This is a genomic window from Microbispora hainanensis, from assembly GCF_006874475.1.
GTDB classification, from domain to species: domain Bacteria; phylum Actinomycetota; class Actinomycetes; order Streptosporangiales; family Streptosporangiaceae; genus Microbispora; species Microbispora hainanensis.
The window spans coordinates 91,874-110,047 of sequence record NZ_VIRM01000019.1; the positions used below are offsets into that span (position 1 = coordinate 91,874).

At 71.5% G+C, this 18,174-nt stretch carries 18 protein-coding genes; 10 read left to right on the plus strand and 8 right to left on the minus strand.

Features of this window, described 5'->3' with window-relative positions; all coding sequences use genetic code 11:
* The first annotated feature begins 30 nt into the window (after nucleotides 1-30).
* Nucleotides 31-627 (plus strand): TetR/AcrR family transcriptional regulator, encoded by a 597-nt coding sequence (locus FLX08_RS17535; protein ID WP_142619938.1) that lies wholly within the window; start codon nucleotides 31-33, stop codon nucleotides 625-627.
* Here the strand turns inward: FLX08_RS17535 and FLX08_RS17540 are convergent.
* The 3 genes from FLX08_RS17540 to FLX08_RS17550 all read right to left on the minus strand — a co-directional run bounded on the left by FLX08_RS17540 (nucleotide 596) and on the right by FLX08_RS17550 (nucleotide 3,018).
* Nucleotides 596-1,852: a C40 family peptidase gene (locus tag FLX08_RS17540; RefSeq protein WP_244312711.1), complete on the minus strand. Its 1,257-nt coding sequence runs from the start codon at nucleotides 1,850-1,852 to the stop codon at nucleotides 596-598. The genes FLX08_RS17535 and FLX08_RS17540 overlap by 32 nt on opposite strands.
* Nucleotides 1,853-2,016: 164 nt before the next feature.
* Complete coding sequence (gene greA, locus FLX08_RS17545) at nucleotides 2,017-2,517, minus strand: transcription elongation factor GreA (RefSeq protein ID WP_079315666.1); 501 nt, start codon at nucleotides 2,515-2,517, stop codon at nucleotides 2,017-2,019.
* Between the two features lie 75 nt (nucleotides 2,518-2,592).
* Complete coding sequence (locus FLX08_RS17550) at nucleotides 2,593-3,018, minus strand: DUF4307 domain-containing protein (protein ID WP_142619940.1); 426 nt, start codon at nucleotides 3,016-3,018, stop codon at nucleotides 2,593-2,595.
* A gap of 150 nt (nucleotides 3,019-3,168) precedes the next feature.
* Here FLX08_RS17550 and mca point away from each other — a divergent pair, with 150 nt between their 5' ends.
* From mca to FLX08_RS17560, 3 genes are read left to right on the plus strand one after another with little or no spacing between them, the layout of a single operon-like run.
* Nucleotides 3,169-4,050, plus strand: coding sequence for a mycothiol conjugate amidase Mca (mca, locus tag FLX08_RS17555; RefSeq protein WP_142619941.1), 882 nt, complete (start codon nucleotides 3,169-3,171; stop codon nucleotides 4,048-4,050).
* Nucleotides 4,051-4,059: 9 nt separating this feature from the next.
* Nucleotides 4,060-4,227, plus strand: a complete 168-nt coding sequence (locus FLX08_RS40680; protein ID WP_167530465.1) for a hypothetical protein — start codon at nucleotides 4,060-4,062, stop codon at nucleotides 4,225-4,227.
* Nucleotides 4,224-4,541 (plus strand): GNAT family N-acetyltransferase, encoded by a 318-nt coding sequence (locus tag FLX08_RS17560; protein ID WP_142619942.1) that lies wholly within the window; start codon nucleotides 4,224-4,226, stop codon nucleotides 4,539-4,541. Before FLX08_RS40680 ends, FLX08_RS17560 begins: the two co-directional genes overlap by 4 nt.
* Nucleotides 4,542-4,551: 10 nt before the next feature.
* Here the strand turns inward: FLX08_RS17560 and FLX08_RS17565 are convergent, their stop codons facing one another.
* Complete coding sequence (locus FLX08_RS17565) at nucleotides 4,552-5,715, minus strand: hypothetical protein (protein WP_142619943.1); 1,164 nt, start codon at nucleotides 5,713-5,715, stop codon at nucleotides 4,552-4,554.
* Nucleotides 5,716-5,726: 11 nt separating this feature from the next.
* Complete coding sequence (locus tag FLX08_RS17570; protein WP_142619944.1) at nucleotides 5,727-6,746, minus strand: helix-turn-helix domain-containing protein; 1,020 nt, start codon at nucleotides 6,744-6,746, stop codon at nucleotides 5,727-5,729.
* Nucleotides 6,747-6,853: 107 nt separating this feature from the next.
* Here FLX08_RS17570 and FLX08_RS17575 point away from each other — a divergent pair, with 107 nt between their 5' ends.
* Both FLX08_RS17575 and FLX08_RS17580 read left to right on the plus strand, forming a co-directional pair.
* The gene (locus FLX08_RS17575; RefSeq protein ID WP_142619945.1) at nucleotides 6,854-7,882 is read left to right on the plus strand and encodes a saccharopine dehydrogenase family protein; all 1,029 of its coding nucleotides are present in this window, start codon (nucleotides 6,854-6,856) and stop codon (nucleotides 7,880-7,882) included.
* A 131-nt stretch (nucleotides 7,883-8,013) separates the two neighbouring features.
* On the plus strand, nucleotides 8,014-10,041 hold the full coding sequence (locus FLX08_RS17580; RefSeq protein ID WP_142619946.1) for a thioredoxin domain-containing protein: 2,028 nt from the start codon (nucleotides 8,014-8,016) through the stop codon (nucleotides 10,039-10,041).
* 73 nt (nucleotides 10,042-10,114) lie between these two features.
* On the opposite strand, the gene FLX08_RS17585 is transcribed toward FLX08_RS17580, so the two are convergent.
* Nucleotides 10,115-11,038: a LysR family transcriptional regulator gene (locus FLX08_RS17585; RefSeq protein ID WP_244312712.1), complete on the minus strand. Its 924-nt coding sequence runs from the start codon at nucleotides 11,036-11,038 to the stop codon at nucleotides 10,115-10,117.
* Between the two features lie 110 nt (nucleotides 11,039-11,148).
* On the opposite strand from FLX08_RS17585, the gene FLX08_RS17590 reads away from it, so the two are divergent.
* Together FLX08_RS17590 and FLX08_RS17595 are read left to right on the plus strand one after the other, a co-directional pair.
* A complete protein-coding gene (locus FLX08_RS17590; RefSeq protein ID WP_244312713.1) occupies nucleotides 11,149-11,718 on the plus strand; it encodes a nuclear transport factor 2 family protein in 570 nt (189 codons plus the stop codon).
* Nucleotides 11,719-11,743: 25 nt separating this feature from the next.
* A complete protein-coding gene (locus FLX08_RS17595; protein WP_142619947.1) occupies nucleotides 11,744-13,048 on the plus strand; it encodes an FAD-binding oxidoreductase in 1,305 nt (434 codons plus the stop codon).
* A gap of 110 nt (nucleotides 13,049-13,158) precedes the next feature.
* Here the strand turns inward: FLX08_RS17595 and FLX08_RS17600 are convergent, their stop codons facing one another.
* A complete protein-coding gene (locus FLX08_RS17600) occupies nucleotides 13,159-15,618 on the minus strand; it encodes a transglycosylase domain-containing protein (protein WP_244312714.1) in 2,460 nt (819 codons plus the stop codon).
* Between the two features lie 162 nt (nucleotides 15,619-15,780).
* Nucleotides 15,781-16,248: an Lrp/AsnC family transcriptional regulator gene (locus tag FLX08_RS17605; RefSeq protein ID WP_142619948.1), complete on the minus strand. Its 468-nt coding sequence runs from the start codon at nucleotides 16,246-16,248 to the stop codon at nucleotides 15,781-15,783.
* Nucleotides 16,249-16,344: 96 nt separating this feature from the next.
* On the opposite strand from FLX08_RS17605, the gene hppD reads away from it, so the two are divergent.
* Together hppD and FLX08_RS17615 are read left to right on the plus strand one after the other, a co-directional pair.
* On the plus strand, nucleotides 16,345-17,448 hold the full coding sequence (gene hppD / locus FLX08_RS17610) for a 4-hydroxyphenylpyruvate dioxygenase (RefSeq protein WP_208761513.1): 1,104 nt from the start codon (nucleotides 16,345-16,347) through the stop codon (nucleotides 17,446-17,448).
* Between the two features lie 149 nt (nucleotides 17,449-17,597).
* Nucleotides 17,598-18,089, plus strand: coding sequence for an RDD family protein (locus FLX08_RS17615; RefSeq protein WP_142619950.1), 492 nt, complete (start codon nucleotides 17,598-17,600; stop codon nucleotides 18,087-18,089).
* Nucleotides 18,090-18,174: the final 85 nt, after the last annotated feature.

Sequence of the window (18,174 nt, forward strand, 5' to 3'; positions counted from 1 at the left end):
GCTCCGAATGTCAAGTGCGAGGATCGACGCATGACGGGCCGACAGCAGCGCGCGGACGCGCAGCGCAACTACGAGCGCATCCTGGAGGTCGCCAGGATCGTGGTGGAGGAGCAGGGCACCCAGGCGTCGCTGCGCGACATCGCCCGGCGTGCCGAGGTCGGCATGGGCACGCTCTACCGCCACTTCCCCACCCGAGAGGCCCTGCTTGAGGCGTTGCTCCGGCAGCGGTTCGACACCCTGGCTGCCCGCGCGGAGGAGCTGGAGGACGCGGACGACTCCCACGAGGCGCTACGGCGGTGGCTGTGGGAGTTCCTCGGCCGCGCAAGCGCCTACCGCGGCCTGACCGCTTCGATGATGACGACGATCGGCGACGAGGACTCCGCCCTCCACGCGTCGTGCTCCGCCATGCGGGAGGCCGCCGGGCGCCTGGTCAAGCGAGCCCAGGACGACGGCCACATCCGGCCGGACATCGACGGGATGGACGTGTTCGCCCTGGTCAGCGCCGTCGGCTGGATCGCCGAGCAGGGCCCGGTCGCGGCCGGGCGGCGCGACCACCTGTTCTCGCTCGTGCTGGACGGCCTGGCCGCCGGCGCGGTCAGCGGACGCGCGCCGAGATCTGCGGACTGACCCGGACGACCCCGGCGAGGTTCTTGGTGTAGACGTTCGCGATCTTCACGACGTCGCCCGTGTGCGGGGCGTGCAGCATCTTCCCGTTGCCCCAATAGATGGCGACATGCGAGATGTATCCGGGGTTGGTCGGGTCGTTGCGCCAGAACAGCAGGTCGCCCGGCTGCGCCTGCGACAGCGGCACCTGCGGCCCGGTGACCCACTGCTGGTAGGTCACCCGCGGCATGCGCACGCCCGCCTGCGCGTACGCCCACTGCACGAGCCCCGAGCAGTCGAAGCTGTCGGGCCCCTCGGCGCCCCACACGTACGGCCGGCCGAGCTTGCTGACGGCGGCGGTTAGCGCGACCTTGAGCTGCTCCGCGGACATGAACGCCGTCTGCGGCCACACCGTGCGCCCCTTCGGCGTCACCACCACCGGGTTGATGGTGGCGACCTGGCTGCCCTTGGGAAGGATCTTCAGCAGCCGGAGGCGGAGCTTGCCGGAGTCGACCTTCGGCGCGCTCACGACCAGGGAGTTGCCGTCCGGGATGCCGAGCGCGGCCGCGGTCCCCTTCGAGACGATCGCCGCGATCGAGCCCATGCCCACTGTGGCGTACGCGCCGATGCGCAGGCGCCGGGCGCCGCTCTGGACCTGCGAGCCCAGCTGCACGCCGCCGTCGTTGCCGAGCTCGAAGGAGACCGCCATGTCGCCGGCGGCGATGTTGCGCCACAGCTCGTCGGAGGAGGCCGTGACCTTCGGCGTGTACGACCTGAAGGTGGACGGGTCGACGCCCATCGTGGGCACCCGCTTGCCGTCCACGGTCACCTCGGCCGCGCCGGTCACCTCGGCGGCGGTCACGCCCTTCACCTTGCGGACCTTCTCCACCACCTCGGGGGGAAGGGGCCGGGTGGCCACCACGAACAGGTGCGGGCGGATCAGCCGCTGCAGCGAAGCCACCGGCTGCTGCGACGCCGTCTGGGCGGCCGGGGCCTGGTGGCCCTGCGCCGGGGCCGGCATCTCGCGGGCCTGCCGGGTCGCGGCCACGTAGCCGTGGCCCGCGCGCCGCCCGGACAGGGCCGTGACCACCCCCGGGTCCCCGGATTCCGGCCGGAGATCTCCGAGCACGAGCACGTCGATGGTCAGCACGGCGACGAGCGCCACGGCGATGAGGGGAACCGTCTTGCGCAGGCGCCCCGGGCGGGGCAGCCGCGGGCGATAGGCGAGATCCTGACGAGCCTCGGACACGGCTCTCGCGAGCTTCCTGCCTAAACGGGTGGACGGCCGCGCTCGGCGTTCGAGCACGATCTCACCCCTCCCGCGGCGAATGGTCCGGTCCCGTCAGGACGAGACTGCCGCACGGCCGGGAATACCGCAAACGATTCCGGAATTCCCGGCCGGGGCGAAAAGGGTCAGTTGCCGATGTACGGCACGGCTTCGAGGATCTCGACGGTGTTCTGCCTGCCGTTGGGCAGCGTGTACGTCGCCTTTTCCCCGATCTTCTTGCCGTTGATCGCGGACCCGAGGGGAGAGTTCGGCGAGTAGACGTCGATCGGCGCGCCGCTCTCCTCGCGGGAGGCCAGCAGGAAGGTGACCTCCTCGTCGTCGCCGTCGAAGCGGACCGTCACGGTCATGCCGGGGCCGACCACGCCCTCGGCGCGGGGTGCCTCGCCGACCCTGGCGTTGTCCAGGATCTGCCGGAGGTGGAAGATGCGGGCCTCCATCTTGCCCTGCTCGTCCTTGGCGGCGTGGTAGCCACCGTTCTCCCTGAGGTCACCCTCTTCCCGGGCGGCTTCGATCTTCTTGGCGATGTCCGTGCGTCCCGGGCCCGAAAGGTACTCGTACTCCTCCTTGAGGCGGTCGTACGCCTCTTGCGTCAGCCAGGTGACGTTGTCGTTCTGGGAGACGGCCACGGGCTCTCCTTGTTTCCGTAAGTGACTCGAAAGGCTGTCAAGTTAACGCCTTCGAACGCTTCCCCAAAGATTCCACTATACGAGATCGCAGTAGTCGACATGAACTGCCGTGGCCTGGGAACTCGTCCTCAGCCGCTCGGTGAACTCGAGGTCCGACCGGCCCTTGGGAATGGCTATCTCACGGCTGCCGACCTCCAGGTGCCGGGTGTCGAGCGCCTGGATCCGGCACATCGCCGCCCGGTCCGCGGGCTTGTGCACGGTGAAGGTGATGGCTGCGGAGTCCGCGGCGCTCGCGTCGAAGGTGATGACGTCCGCGCTCACCGAAGGGTTCCCGTTCGCGCGGAGCATCACGTAGCCCCAGCCGCCCGCGAACACCGCCACGATCAACGCGATCACGACGTACGACACCAGCCTGGAGGGCCGCGCCGGGCGGGGCGCGAAGTCGTCCGGTGTGCCGAGCACCGGGCGTGTGCCCTGGCCGCCGGCCTCATCGGTGGGCATCGCGGAATCTCCCTGAGGATTGTCGGTGTTGTGCGAGACGATCGTCCGCACGGTCGACCGTGCCGGTGACGCGGGCCATCCCGGGTCCGAAGCGCACGGTCTCTTAGAAGCTAACCTCTTTTCGTAGCCATAGAACACCTGAGGAGAGACGTGAGTGCACCGTTGAGGCTGATGGCCGTGCACGCGCACCCAGACGACGAGTCGAGCAAGGGCGCCGCCACGATGGCCCGCTACGTCGCGGAGGGCGCGGAGGTGCTCGTCGTCACATGTACGGGTGGTGAACGCGGCTCGATCCTCAACCCCAAGATGGACCGGCCGGACATCCTGGAGAACATCGGCGAGGTCCGCCGCCAGGAGATGGAGAAGGCGCGCGACATCCTCGGCGTCCAGCAGCGTTTCCTCGGCTTCGTCGACTCCGGGCTGCCCGAGGACGAGAACGAGCCGCTGCCCGAGGGGTGCTTCGCGCTGCAGCCGCTCGACGTGGCGTCGGCGCCGCTCGTCGCCGCCGTCCGGGAGTTCCGGCCGCACGTGATCCTCACGTACGACGACAACGGCGGCTACCCCCACCCGGACCACATCATGACCAACCGGGTGTCGGTGGAGGCGTTCGAGGCGGCGGGCGACCCCGACCGCTACCCCGGCACGGGCGAGCCGTGGCAGCCGCTGAAGCTCTACTACCACATGGGCTTCACGCGGGAGCGGTTCGAGGCGCTGCACAACGCCATGACCGAGCGCGGCATGGGCTCGCCGTACGCCGACTGGATCGCGCGGTGGGAGGACCGGCCGCAGAAGTGGGAGGTCACCACCAGGGTCCCGTGCGCGGACTATTTCGAGGTCCGCGATCTCGCCCTGCTCGCGCACGCCACCCAGGTGGACCCCGACGGCTTCTGGTTCGTCTGCCCGCGTGAGCTGCAGGAGGAGATCTGGCCGACCGAGGACTACCACCTCGCGCGGTCGCTCGTGGACACCACGCTGCCGGAGGACGACCTGTTCGCGGGGATCGCCGCGGGGGTCACCCCTGCCTGCTCGTAAGCTGAAGGCGTGGATGCAACCAGCTACGGGCCGGGTCTTCTCGGCTTCGTCGTCGTCGCCGCGATCGGCCTGGCCCTGTTCTTCCTGCTGAAGAACATGAACAAGCAGATGCGGAAGATCCAGGTGCCGCACGACCAGCATGAGGACGAGCGGCGCGAAAACGGGCCCAAGGCGTGAGCACGGACGTAACGGTCGTCGACAACCCCGCCGCGTCGCGCTACGAGATCATCGTCGACGGCGTGGTCGCCGGATTCGCGCAATACCGGCTGCGGGACGGCGCGATGGTCCTGCCGCACACGGAGGTGCGCGACGAGTTCGAGGGCCGCGGGCTGGGCGGCAGGCTGGTCGGCGGGGCACTCGACGGGGCGCGAGCGGCCGGCCTGCGGGTCGTGCCGCTCTGCTCGTTCGTGGCCTGGTACATCCAGCGGCATCCGGAATACCGCGATCTGGTGGACGACGACTACCGCGACCTGGTCGACACACCCGGCTGAGCCGGGCGGCTCATTCGGGGAGCGCGGGGCCCGAGGACCAGGCGCGCTCCAGCGCCTTCGGCAGGCCCCACCAGCCCAGCGGGGTCAGCACCTCGGCCCGGTCCACGATGCCGAGGTGCGCCCACAGCGGCGTCACCGCCGTGAACAGCATCTCCGTCGCCTCCAGGTCCTCCGGCTCGTCCGGGTCGACGTCGACGTCCTCGGAGTCGGCGATGAACCGGGCGATCCGCTCGGGCGAGGCGAGCACGCCCGGGCCGTACCGGACCAGGGCGATCACCGACGCGAGCCAGTCGGCGTGGTGGATGGCGCACAACGACGCCAGTATCGAGTCCTCGTGGCTGAGCTCGCCCTCCATGTCGAAGAACCGGGCGGCGTCCTCCTCGTCCGGAAGGTCGGAGATCGGCGCCGCGATCCCGGCGGCGACCGTGAGCCACAGATCCTCGTCGCGTTCGGGCAGGTCGCCGTTCTCCAGCCCGGCGCAGGCGCGCAGCACGTTGCCCGGATAGCCGGGGCGGGTCAGTGTCACCCGCAGCCGCCGGGCGGCCGAGCGGAGATCGGCCTCGGGGAAGGGCGGCTCGGGCAGGTCGTCGAGCACCCGCCGCAGCTCGCCCAGCGCGAACGCCTCCTCCTCGTCCCAGGCGGCGTACAGCTCCTGGTCCTGCTCGTCGTTGACCACGACGTTGGGCACCCGGCCGTCCGGCAGCGGGGTGCCGAGCCAGCGCTCCTGGAGCTCCTCGTAGGCGTGCCGGGCGTCGGGGTCCCCGGCGGCGAGCGCGTCCGGGTCGATCTCCCCGGCCGCCAGCCGCTCCTCCAGGAACTCGACCAGCCGCTCGTACATCTCGGTGGCCACCGGGCCGCGCTCGCTCTCCTCCGGCCACAGGAAGTAGCTGCGGGTGAGCATGATCGGCTCGGTGCCGCTCGACTCCAGCCACCGCTGCACGTCGCCGACCGTCGCCACGCCGGACTCGATGCTCATCAGCACGGCTTTGGCCGACTCCCAGAACCCGGACGACAGCGGGTTGCCCGCCGCGAGGAGTTGCCTTCGCAGGTCGGGAAGGGCGACCAGGGCGTGTCCGGACGGCACGGCCAGCAACACCCGTGCGACGTCGCGCCGCGTCATGGCGGCCGCCGGGCGTCCCGAGTGCCTGATAGCGAAGTCCAGATCCAAGCCCACGTCCTGTGAGCCTACGCCGGGACGGGCCGGAACACATCCCCGCGGTCCCCCACGAGTTCCCCCGGACGTGGCGGCCCGCCCGGACCGGGGCGTGTACGGGAGCGGAAGGTGCGGCGGTAGGTGTCCGGAGGCACGCCGACGGTGCGGTTGAAGTGCCGGCGCAGTGTCGTGGCGGTGCCCATTCCGGTGGCCGCGGCGATGACGTCGATGCCGTCGTCGGTGGTCTCCAGCAGCTCCTGGGCGCGGCGGATCCGCTGCACCAGCAGCCACTGCAGGGGGGTGGTGCCGGTGACCGACCTGAAGTGGCGGCTCAGGTTGCGCGGGCTCATCCGCGCCCGGCGGGCCAGGTCGTCCACGGTCAGCGGTTGGTCAAGCCGTTCCATCACCCAGGGGAACAGCTCGGCGAGCGGGTGGTTGCCGGGTGCGGGCACCGGGGTGGTGACGAACTGGGCCTGGCCGCCGTCCCGGTGCGGCGGCACGACCAGGCGGCGGGCGACCGTGTTGGCGACCGAGGAGCCGTGGTCGAGGCGCACGAGGTGGAGGCACAGGTCCATGGCCGCGGCCTTGCCCGCGGAGGTGAGCACGCTGCCGTTGTCCACGTACAGGACGTCCGGGTCCACCTCCACCTGCGGATAACGGGCGGCCAGCTCCCGGGTGTGCGCCCAGTGCGTGGTCGCGCGCCTGCCGTCCAGCAGGCCGGCGGCCGCCAGGACGAACGCGCCCGTGCAGAGGGAGGCCACGCGCGCGCCCGCCTCGTGGGCCGCGCGCACCGCGTCGACCAGCTCGTCGGGCGGATCGACCTCGACGTCGGCCCATCCGGGGACGATCACGGTGTCGGCGCGCGGGAGCCGGTCGAGCCCGTGGTCGGGCTCCAGCCGGAACCGCCCGGCCCGCACAGCGCCGGGCCCGCAGACGACGAGGCTGTACCAGGGGTCGGCCACGTGGCTCAGGTCGGCCCCGAAGACCTCGTAGGCCAGCGCCAGCTCGAAGTGCAGCATCCCGTCGGTCACGGCCAGCGCCACAGTGCTCATGTCCGGAATTGTACGAGTGATGGCGTTCCGGACACTCGTGCCGGACACCCGTCCTCGTCAGGATGTCCGCGACGGATCATTCAGGTTTCGGGTGAGGAGGAGAACCGATGGGATCGGGTCTCACGGTGGCGGTTTACGGCGCGTACGGACACACCGGGCGCTTCGTGGTGGCACGGCTGCGGGATCGCGGGTTCGTGCCGGTGCTGTCCGGGCGCGACGCCGCCAAGCTGGAGAAGGCGGCGTCGGAAACCGGGCTGGAGGCCCGCCCGGCGCCGGTCGGCGACCCGGCCTCGCTCGACCGCGCACTGGCCGGCGCGGCGGCCGTGATCAACTGCGCCGGGCCCTTCGCCGCGACGGCCGCCCCCGTGATCGAGGCGGCGCTGCGCGCCCGGATCCCCTATGTGGACGTGGCTGCGGAGATCGAGGCCAACGTGGACACATTCGCGAACTTCGCGGACCGGGCCCGCGCCGCCGGAGCCGTGATCGTCCCCGCGATGGCCTTCTACGGCGGTTTCGGCGACCTGCTGGCCACCGCCGCCATGGGCGACTGGACGGCCGCCGACGAGGCGCACGTCGCGTACGGGCTGAGCGGCTGGCACCCGACCGCCGGAACACGTGCCTCGGGCGCGGTCTCCGGGCAGCGGCGGGGCGGCCAGCGCGTCCGCTATGCGGACGGCCGGCTGGAGTATCGCGACGACAAGCCGCCGACCCTGGAGTGGCCCTTCCCCGCTCCGATGGGACCGCGGACCGTCATCGGAGAGTTCACGATGGCCGACGTCGTCACCATTCCCAGCCATTTGTCCATCCCCGACGTGCGGACGTACATGACGGTCGAGGCCGCCAGGGACCTGTCGGACCCGGGCACTCCGGCCCCGGCCCCGATCGACGAGCACGGACGGTCCGCGCAGACCTTCCTCGTCGACGTCGTCGTGCGCTCCGGCGGCAGCGAACGGCGTGCCGTGGCACGCGGCCAGGACATCTACGCCGTCACCGCGCCGCTCGCGGTGGAGGCGGTCGAGCGCATCCTCACCGGACGGACCAGGACCGCCGGCGTCGCCTCCGCCGGGCAGATCTTCGACGCCCTCGGCTTCCTCCACGCCCTGGCCCCGCACGTCTCCTTCGAACTGCGTCAGTAATACGCGCACCATTCGCCCCCGGGCCTGCTGTTCGGCGTGGCCACCCTGCGGGGCGCCCGCTGCCCACCACCACGATGGACGCCATCGCCCGGCCCTGATCGTCCTTTTCTGACGTGTGAGAGGCTGGGCCTATGAACCGGCTGGGTGGCGAGACCTCTCCCTACCTCCTGCAACACGCGGACAATCCCGTCGATTGGTTCCCCTGGGGCGAGGAGGCGTTCGCGGAGGCCCGCAGGCGCGACGTCCCCCTGCTGGTCAGCGTGGGCTATTCGGCGTGCCACTGGTGCCATGTCATGGCACACGAGTCGTTCGAGGACGAGGCCACCGCGCGGCTGATGAACGAGCTGTTCGTCAACGTCAAGGTGGATCGCGAGGAGCGGCCCGACGTGGACGCGGTCTACATGGGCGCGGTCCAGGCGATGACCGGGCAGGGCGGCTGGCCGATGACGGTCTTCGCCACACCCGACGGGCACCCGTTCTACGCCGGCACCTACTTCCCCCGGGCGCACTTCCAGCGGCTGCTGCACGCCGTCTCGCAGGCCTGGCGGCAGGACCGGGAGGGCGTCCTGACCCAGGGCCAGAAGGTCGTGGAGGCGCTCGCCGACCGCACCGGGGTGCCCTCGGGCCCGCTGCCCACCGCCGAGACCCTCGACCTCGCCGTACGGAACCTCGCGGAGACCTTCGACGAGCGGCGGGGCGGATTCGGCGGCGCGCCCAAGTTTCCCCCGTCCATGGTCCTGGAGTTCCTGCTACGGCACGGCACTCCGGAGGCCATGGCCATGGCCGAAAGGACCATGGAGGCGATGGCCAGGGGCGGCATGTACGACCAGCTCGGCGGGGGCTTCGCCCGCTATTCGGTCGACGCCGGCTGGGTGGTGCCGCACTTCGAGAAGATGCTCTACGACAACGCGCTGCTGCTGCGGGTCTACACCCACTGGTGGCGGGCGACCGGCTCCGTCCTGGCCAGGCGGGTGGCCCTGGAGACCGCCGAGTGGCTGCTGCGGGAGATGCGCACGCCCGAGGGCGGGTTCGCCTCGGCCCTCGACGCCGACAGCGAGGGACCGGACGGCACGCACGGCGAGGGGCTGTTCTACGTCTGGACGCCCGAACAGCTCCGCGAGGTTCTCGGGGAGGAGGACGCCGCCTGGGCGGCCTCGGTGTTCGAGGTGACCGGCACGTTCGAGCACGGCACATCGGTGCTCCAGCTTCTCGCCGACCCCGACGACCCGGCCCGGTTCGACCGGGTCCGTACGGCCCTGCGCGCGGCGCGGGAGCGGCGGCCCCGGCCCGGCCGGGACGACAAGATCGTGGCCTCCTGGAACGGGCTCGTGATCGCCGCCCTGGCCGAGGCGGGCGCGCTGTTCGACCAGCCGGTGCTGATCGACGCCGCGCGTGAGGCGGCCGTGCTGCTCGACGAACTGCACACGGTGAGCCGCGACCCGGCCCGGCTGCTGCGGACCTCCCGCGACGGCCGGGCGGGGACCAACGCCGGCATGCTGGAGGACTACGCCAACACGGCCGAGGGCTTCCTCGCCCTCTATGGCGTCACCGGCGAGACACGGTGGTTCCACCGCGCGGGAGACCTGCTGGAGACCGTGCTGGCGCGGTTCCCCGACGGGTCGGGGGGGTTCTACGACGCCCCCGACGACGGCGAGCGGCTCTTCCAGCGGCCCCAGGACCCGACGGACAACGCGACCCCCTCGGGCCAGTTCGCGGCGGCGGGGGCCCTGCTGTCGTACGCCGCGCTCACCGGCTCAGCCCGGCACCGGGAGGCGGCCGAGGCGGCCCTGGGCACGGTGTCCGCGCTGGCGGAGCGGTACGCCCGGTTCGCCGGGTGGGGTCTCGCGGTGGCGGAGGCGGCGCTGCGCGGCCCCGCCGAGGTGGCGATCGTCGGGCCGGCCGACGACGCCCGCACCCGCGCGCTGCACCGGGCCGCCCTCATGTCCGGCACGCCGGGGCTGGTCGTCGCGCTCGGCACAGGACAGCTCGGCACAGGACAGCTCGGCACGGGGGATCCCGCCGCCGCGCAGGTGGACGTGCCGCTGCTCGAAGGGCGGGGCATGGTGGACGGTTCGCCCGCGGCCTACGTGTGCCGGCGGTTCACCTGCCGGGCGCCGGTCACCACGCCCGCCGAACTGCGCGCCGAACTGGCCCAATAGAAGCAGCTCATAGAAGCAGCTCATAGAAGCGGCCCGTAGAAGCGGCACGGCGGGCTCTCGGGCGTGGCCGTTCTCAGGCCTGGCCGCTCTCAGGCGTGGCTCCGACCAGATCGCCGGCCGCCTGCACGAAGGCGCGGACGCGTGCGCTGGAGTTGTCGGCTCTCCACAGCAGCCCCCATCGCAAGGGCGGGGCGTCGCTGAGCGGAATGTAGGCGACGTCGGGCCTGACGTAGTAGCGCCGGGCGTGGGCGCCGACCGGAAAGACACCGTGACCTGCGCCGATGAGGGTGAGCATCTCGTTGAACGTGGCCGCGGCGGGTCCGGGTTCGATCACCCGTCCGGAGGGCGTGGTGCGCGGCGTGCGGTCCTCACGCAGGGAATCCGGGAGCGTACCGGGGAGCTGGAGCAGGGGAACCCTGGCCAGGTCTTCCAGACAGACCGACTCCCGTCGGGCGAACGGATGCCGGGATGGCACCGCGAGCATGCGCGCCTCCGACACCAGGACCGGCCCGGTGGCGATGCCGGGCTCCTCGACGGGGAAGGTGCCCAGCGCGACGTCGATCTCGCCCTCGCGCAGCCAGGGCATGAGGTCGATCATCTGCGCCTCCCGGAGCTGAACCTCGCAACCGGGCTCGCTCTGTCGCAGGAGGTCGGCCGCCCCGATGAGCAGTTGCCCGGCCGCGGCGCCGACGAAGGCGACCCGCAGGGTGCCGGTGATGCCGCGGCCCGCGGCGACGGCCTGCTCGAACGCGGTGGTGATCTGGTGCCAGGCGGGCCGCACCTCCTCGTGCAGCCTGCGGCCCAGCGGGGTCAGCTCCACCCGGCGGCTGGTGCGGTCGAACAGCGGGACGCCGATACGGCGTTCGAGCTTGGCGATGGTCTGGCTGATCCGGGCGGTGGACACCCGCAGGCGTTCGGCGGTGCGGCCGAAGTGCAACTCCTCCGCGAGCGTGAGGAACGCCTCCAGCTCGTGCCGCTCCATCATGACGCCCCCCATCGTTAATCCAGACTTCACGATCATTGCACAGGACCGCGTTGATCGGCCTCCCGCTCCTGCCGAGAGTGGAACAGATCAAGCACCCCTCCGACCTGCGACGGGAGTGACCCATGTTCGTCACCCGTGAGTCCGCGCTGTCCACGACCCGGTCCGCCCAGTCCGAAAACACGGCCGCGGACACGGCCGGGAACATGGCCACGGACACGGCCGACGTCGTGCGGGAACTGCGCGACCACGCCGAGATCCTGGACGCGTTGTATCGGTTCGGCCTGGGCCAGGACCTGCAGGACGAGCGGTTGTTCGCCTCGGCCTTCGCCGCCGACGCGGAGCTGGACTTCCGCCCCGCGGCCGCACGATGGGGCGGCCGGCCGCCCCTGATGACCGGGCGCGAGGCGATCGTCGGCACGATCCTGGGAATGTTCACCGGCCGGGTGGACACCACCCATCAGATCACCAATCCCCGGATCTCGGTCGACGGCGACACCGCGCGCCTGACCGCCCTGGTGGAGGCCCAGCACCTGCTCACCGCCGACCACGCCACCTTCGCCCTGCTCAAGAATCCGTACGACGTGGAGCTGGTCCGCGACGGCGAGCGCTGGGTCATCCGCCGCATGCGCATCCACAACGCCTGGTACACCGGCGATCCCACGGCCTTCTTCGGCTCCGCCGAAGCCGTCTGACCTGCCATCACGGAAAGAAATGATCGTGAACACTCTGAACACCCTGCGCTCGGCCGTACGCGGCCGGGTCTGGCTGCCCGGCGACCCCGGCTTCGACGCCTCCCGCCGTCCGTGGAACCTGGCCGTCGAACAACCGGTGGCGGCCGTGGCCGAGGCCGCCGACGCCGACGACGTCGCCGCGCTGGTCCGGCACGCCCGCGCCGCCGGGCTGACCGTCACCGCGCAGCCGAACGGGCACGGAGCGACCGGCCGCACCGAGGGCGCCGTCCTGCTGCGCACCCGGCCGCTGGACTCCGTGGAGATCGACCCGGCCGCCCGGCGCGCCCGTGTCGGGGCCGGGGTGTCCTCCGGCCGTCTGCAGGCCGCCGCCGCGGCGTACGGGCTGACCGGCCTGCCGGGCAGCTCTCCGGTCGTCAGCGTCGCGGGCGTCGCCCTCGGCGGCGGGCTGAGCTGGTTCGGCCGCAGGCACGGGTGGGTCTCCGACGGCGTGATGGCCTTCGAGATCGTCGACGCCGAGGGACGGCAGCGGCGCGTCACCGGCGACGCCGACCCCGGCCTGTTCTGGGCCCTGCGCGGCGGGGGCGGCGACTTCGCGATCGTCACCGCCCTGGAGCTGTCCCTTCACCCCGCCCCGCATCTCTGGGGAGGGCGGGTGCTGTGGCCGGCCGAGCACGCGCCCGACGTGGTCGACGCCTACCGGCGGATCACCGCCGCCGCGCCGGACGAGCTGACCGTCTGGCTGGACCTGCTGCATTTTCCCGGCTCCGCGCCCATGGTGGCCGTGGACATCACCTACCTCGGGGAGGAGGCCGAGGCTCGCGACCTGCTGGCTCCCCTGGACCGCCTTCCCCTGCCGCTGTCGGACACCCGGCGGATCATGCGGGTCTCCGAGCTCGGATCGATCACCGCCGAGCCCACCGACCCCGGGGCCGGCTCCTCCCGCGCCGAGCTGCTGACCGCGCTGGACGACACGACCGCCAAGACCCTGCTCGCCGACCCCGTCGCCCCGCTGATGAGCGTGCAGATCCGCCATCTGGGCGGCGCGTTCGCCCGCCCGTCCGACAGCCCGCACGGACCGCTGACCGAGCCGTACGCGCTCTACTTGTTCGGCGTCCCGGCCGATCCGGCGACGGCCGAGGCGATCACGGCCAGGCAGCGGACACTCGCCGAGGCCCTCCCGGTCAGCGGGCGCAAGCCGGTCACCTTCCTCGGCCCCGGCGAGAGCCTGGCCGACGCCTTCACCCCCGCCGTGCTTGAGCGCCTCCGTGACGTCAAGCGCCGCCACGATCCCCACGGCGTCTTCCGCGGCAACTTCCCGGTCCCCTCCTGAACGGCCAGAGCCTGAAGAATCACAGCCCGAAGAATCGGAGCCCGAAGAGCCGGACCTGAACGGTCAACGCCTGGACGGTCGGTCGCGCCCGCCGCCGAAGTGCCCGGCCGTCAGCGGCCGGGAAGCTGGGCGATCGGGAGCTGCGGCCCGGGAAGCTGCCCGACCGGGCCGGTCTGACCCGCCTGACCCCCCTGTCCACCCTGACCGCCCTGATCGGTCTGGCCGGTGCGCCGGGTGCCGGGGTCGGTCTGGCCGGGCCGCCTGGCGCCCGTGCCGCTGGCGCCGGGGTCGGATCCGGTGGTCCCTCCGGTGGTTCCAGCCTCGGAGCCGGAGCGGGTGGCGGGGTCCGCGGCGTCCAGATCGCGGGTGCGCGCGGTGCCGCCCGGGCCCACCGGGCCGCTGATGCCGTTCGCGCCGCCTCGCGGAGGGGCCTCGCCGTCCTGGCCGGTCGCGCCCTCCTCCTCGTCCATCCCGGCGGGCGGGCCGGGCATGCCGGGCCCGTCGGGGCCGGGCATCGTCACCCCGTCCGGCATGGGCGCCCCGGAGGGTCCCGACGGATAGGCCGTGGGAGACCCGCTCTGCTGGGGCAGAGCCATGCCGTAGGTGTCCCAGTAGTAGGGGTTCCAGGTGACCGGGTCGGGGAACTCCCGGACCGGCTTGCCCTCCATGGCGCTGCTCATGAAGGTCTTCCAGATCTCGGCGGGCAGCGTGCCGCCGTACAGCTCGCCGTAACCGGGGATGCTCACCGGCTTGTTGTCGTCGCGGAACATGTCGACCGCGACGGCGAGCTGCGGGACGTAGCCGGAGAACCACACGGCCGCCGACTCGTCGGTGGTGCCGGTCTTGCCCGCGACCGGGCGGTCCCACAGCCGCGCGGCCGTGCCGGTGCCGCCCCGCACCACCTGCTCCAGCGCATACGTCGCGTCGGCGGCGGTGTTCTCGCTGAACGCCCGGACGCCGGGCGGGGCGAACTTCCGGGTGAGCCCGGTGGAGTCGGTGACCGCCCGGATCACGTGCGGCTCGTGGTGGATGCCCCCGGCGGCGAAGGTGGCGAACCCGGCGGCCTGCTGCACGGCGCTCACCGATGCCACCCCGAGGGGCAGTGTCGCGGCGCCCTGGTGAGGGGCGAGCTGCGCGGCGGGGATGCCCGCGGCCTTCGCCGCGGCGACGACCTTGTCGAGGCCGATACGCTGCCCGAGGTCCACGAAGGCGGTGTTGACCGAGAACTGCGTCGCCTGGAGCAGCGTGATCGCCGGCCCGTACGACTTGCCCCCGGAGTTGGGGATGTCGGCGGAGCCGATGCGGATGGGGGAGTTGCCGTAGACCAGCGTGTCGAGCCCATATCCGGCTTCGAGCGCGGCGGCCAGCGTGTAGGGCTTGAAGGTCGAGCCCGCCTGCACCTTGGCGGAGAAGGCGTTGTCGTACTGGTTGGTCTCGTAACGACCGCCGTAGAAGGCGACGACCTCGCCGGTCGCGGGATCGACGGCCGCCAGGCCGGTGCGGACCTTCTTGGGGGTGTCGTCCGGCAGGACCGACTTGACCGCGTGCTGGGCCTGCGCCATGAGCTTCTTGTCGAACGTCGTGGTGACCTTCAGGCCGCCGTGGTTGATGTCCTCGTCGGTGAAGCCGAGCCGGTTCAGCTCCGCGCGCACCTGCGCCAGCATGTAGCCGTTCTGGCCGCCGAGGGACAACGGCGCCCGCTGCTTGGCGAGGGTGGGGAACACCTGGGCGCCGGCCTCCTCCCGGGTGATCGCGCCGATCTCGCGCATGCCCTGGATCACCGACGTCCATCTGGCCTTCACCGCGTCGAGCGCGGCCCCGGTCGGGTCGGCGAACCGGGTGGGCTGCTGGATCACGGCGGCGAGGTAGGCGCCCTCGGCCGCCGTCAGGTTCTGCACGTCCTTGTCGAAGTAGGCCCGGGCGGCGGCCTGGATGCCGTAGGCCCCTCGGCCGAAGTAGATGGTGTTGAGGTAGCGCTCCAGCACCCAGTCTTTCGGCTTGGAACGATCCACCTTCAGCGCGATCATGATCTCCTTGAGCTTGCGCCCGATGGAGCGTTCCTGACCGAGGCCGCTGTAGTAGTTGCGGACCATCTGCTGCGTGATCGTCGAGCCGCCCTGGAGCTGACGGCCGGTGACCGTGGACCACACGGCGCGGGCCGTACCGGACAGGGAGACGCCCTGGTCCTGGTAGAACGTCCGGTTCTCCGCCGCGATGACCGCGCTTCTGACCACCTGGGGGACCTGCGAGAGCGGCACGGTCTTGCGGTTGACGCCCTCGTTGGCGAGGACCGTCTTGCCGTCCCGGTAGTAGATCACCGAGCCCTGGGCCGTCGCCAGCTCCTGGGTGCTGTCCGGTATGGGGGTCAGCGCCCACACCACGGCGAGGAACACGACGAGTCCGACGATCGCGGTGGCCAGGCTCAGGAGGAAGACGCGCAGCAGCCGTCTTCGCCGGCGAGGCTTCGGCGCGCCGCCGTCCCCGCCGCCTCCTCCCCCGTTCGGGCCGTCGAGTGGCGCCCGCGGTTCCGCGGCGCCCTCCTCGATCGGGCCCTCTTCGGCGCTGTCCACGCTGTGACCCCCGATAAGTCCGATACCCCCGCTACGCCCTTTTGTGCCCGCTGAGCTGGGCGGATGGAACCACGGTAAACGATGGCCATCGATGGTCCGGCACTTCCCGCCACGTCTGTGGAAAAGCCTGCCCGGGGCGGAGAAGACTGTGGAAAACGCGGGTCAACCCCCGGCCGCACGGACGAGCGGGAGGGTCCGATAGGGCACCGGCGTGTCGAGCGCGATCACCGACTCGGTCCGTACGACGCCCTGGACGTCCACGATGAGGTCGATGACGCGCTGGAGGTCGGCGTTGCTGCGGGCGACCACGCGGCAGAGCATGTCTCCCCCGCCGGTGATCGTGTGGACCTCCAGGACCTCGGGGATGAGCGCGAGCTGGTCGGCCACCGGCACGTGCCCCGCGACCTGCCTGATGTGCAACGTCACGAACGCCGTCACGTCGAAGCCGAGCGCGGCCGGATCGATGTCCGGGCCGTAGCCGGTGATGACCCCCTTCGCGGCCATCCGGTCGAGCCGGGCCTGCACCGTCCCCCGGGCGACGTTCAGCCTGCGGGAGCACTCCAGCACGCCGATCCTGGGCTCTGCGGCCAGCAGCGCGACGAGCTGTGCGTCGAGGTGGTCAATCGTCATAACGATTTCCCCTTGTACGAGGCGGAGACTGAGCACATTGTCCACCAAAACAACTCACTGTTGCGCAAATTGGCCATGCCCACGGACAGTTGGCCTATGAACGATGTCTTTCCGGTTCACGGCATGGACGCGGTGGTCTTCGCGGTCGGCAACGCGAAGCAGGCCGCCCACTACTACTCGACCGCCTTCGGGATGCGCCTGGTGGCCTACCGGGGGCCGGAGACGGGCAGCCGCGACGAGGTGGCGTACGTCCTCGTGTCGGGTTCGGCCCGGTTCGAGCTGCGCGGAGCCGTACGCGCGGGCACGCCGCTCGCGCGTCACGTGGCCGAGCACGGCGACGGCGTGATCGATCTCGCGCTGGACGTGCCGGACGTGGAAACGGCCTACCGCCACGCGCTGGCGCAGGGCGCTCGTGGCCTTGAGGAGCCCCACGTGGTCGAGGACGACCACGGCAAGGTCGTGGTCGCGGCGATCGCGACCTATGGCGAGACCCGGCACACCTTGGTCGACAGGTCCAACTACACCGGGCCCTACCTGCCCGGATACGTCGCGGCCGAGCCGATCGCCGCGCCGCCGGCGGTGAAGAACGGCCGGCTCTTCCAGGCGATCGACCACTGCGTCGGCAACGTCGAGCGCATGGAGGAGTGGGTGGAGTTCTATGAGAAGGTCATGGGCTTCACCAAGATGGCGGAGTTCATCGGCGACGACATCGCCACCGAATACTCGGCGCTGATGTCCAAGGTCGTCGCGGACGGCACCCGCAAGGTCAAGTTCCCCCTGAACGAGCCCGCGGAGGGCAAGAAGAAGTCCCAGATCGAGGAGTTCCTGGAGTTCTACGGCGGCCCGGGCGTGCAGCACATCGCGCTGGCCACCAACGACATCGTCACGACGGTCGACGCCATGCGGGAAGCGGGGGTCGAGTTCCTCGACACGCCCGACTCCTACTACGACGACCCGGAGCTGCGCTCCCGGATCGGCGAGGTCCGCGTGCCGGTCGAGGAGCTGAAGAAGCGCCGCATCCTCGTGGACCGCGACGAGGACGGCTACCTCCTGCAGATCTTCACCAAGCCGGTGGTGGACCGTCCGACCGTCTTCTTCGAGCTCATCGAGCGGCACGGGTCCCTCGGCTTCGGCAAGGGCAACTTCAAGGCGCTCTTCGAGGCCATCGAGCGCGAGCAGGAGCGCCGCGGCACCCTCTGACACCCGCCGGGCACCCTCTGCACAGGACACCCTGCTGAGCCCCGCCGCCTCCAACACCCGCCGCCCTCCGGCACCTGCCGCGCACCCGCTGACGCACCCTTTGCGCGTGCCCGGCTTTGCCCGAAGGGCGGCAGGGTGACCATTCAGCCATGGGAACGCCGCCGCCTCCGGGAAATCCGTACGAGGAACCGAGGATTCCCTGGACGCCCCCGCCCTTCGGGCAGACGGCGCCGCGGCTCGCCGGCCGCTGGCGCCGCCTGTTCGCCGGCATCACCGACGCCGTGCTCGTCGGGCTCGTCACCTCGCCGCTCACCGTGGACACCCTGAAGGTCGCGTCCGACATGGTGCTGATCTCGGTCCGCGACGGCCTACTCGTGGGGGTGATCGGGTTCTTCTACTACTGGCTGCTCCAGTCGTTCTGGAAGGGCCAGACGGTGGGCAAGAGGCTGTTCGGCATGCGCGTCGTGCGGGAGAACGGGGAGCCGGCCGGTCCCGGGCCGATCGCGGTGCGCCAGGCGGTGGAGATCGTCCTGTGCTGGGTGTGCTGCCTCGGGCTGGTGAACCTCGCCTGGATCCTGTTCGACCGCAGGAGGCAGGCCCTGCACGACAAGGCGGCGGGGACGCTCGTCGTGGACGCCTGAGACCCGCCCGCCCCACAGGCCTCACGCGAACCCCGGCAACCCCTGCGACCAGGCAAAACGTCCCGAGTCACTCCCCGGACCACAC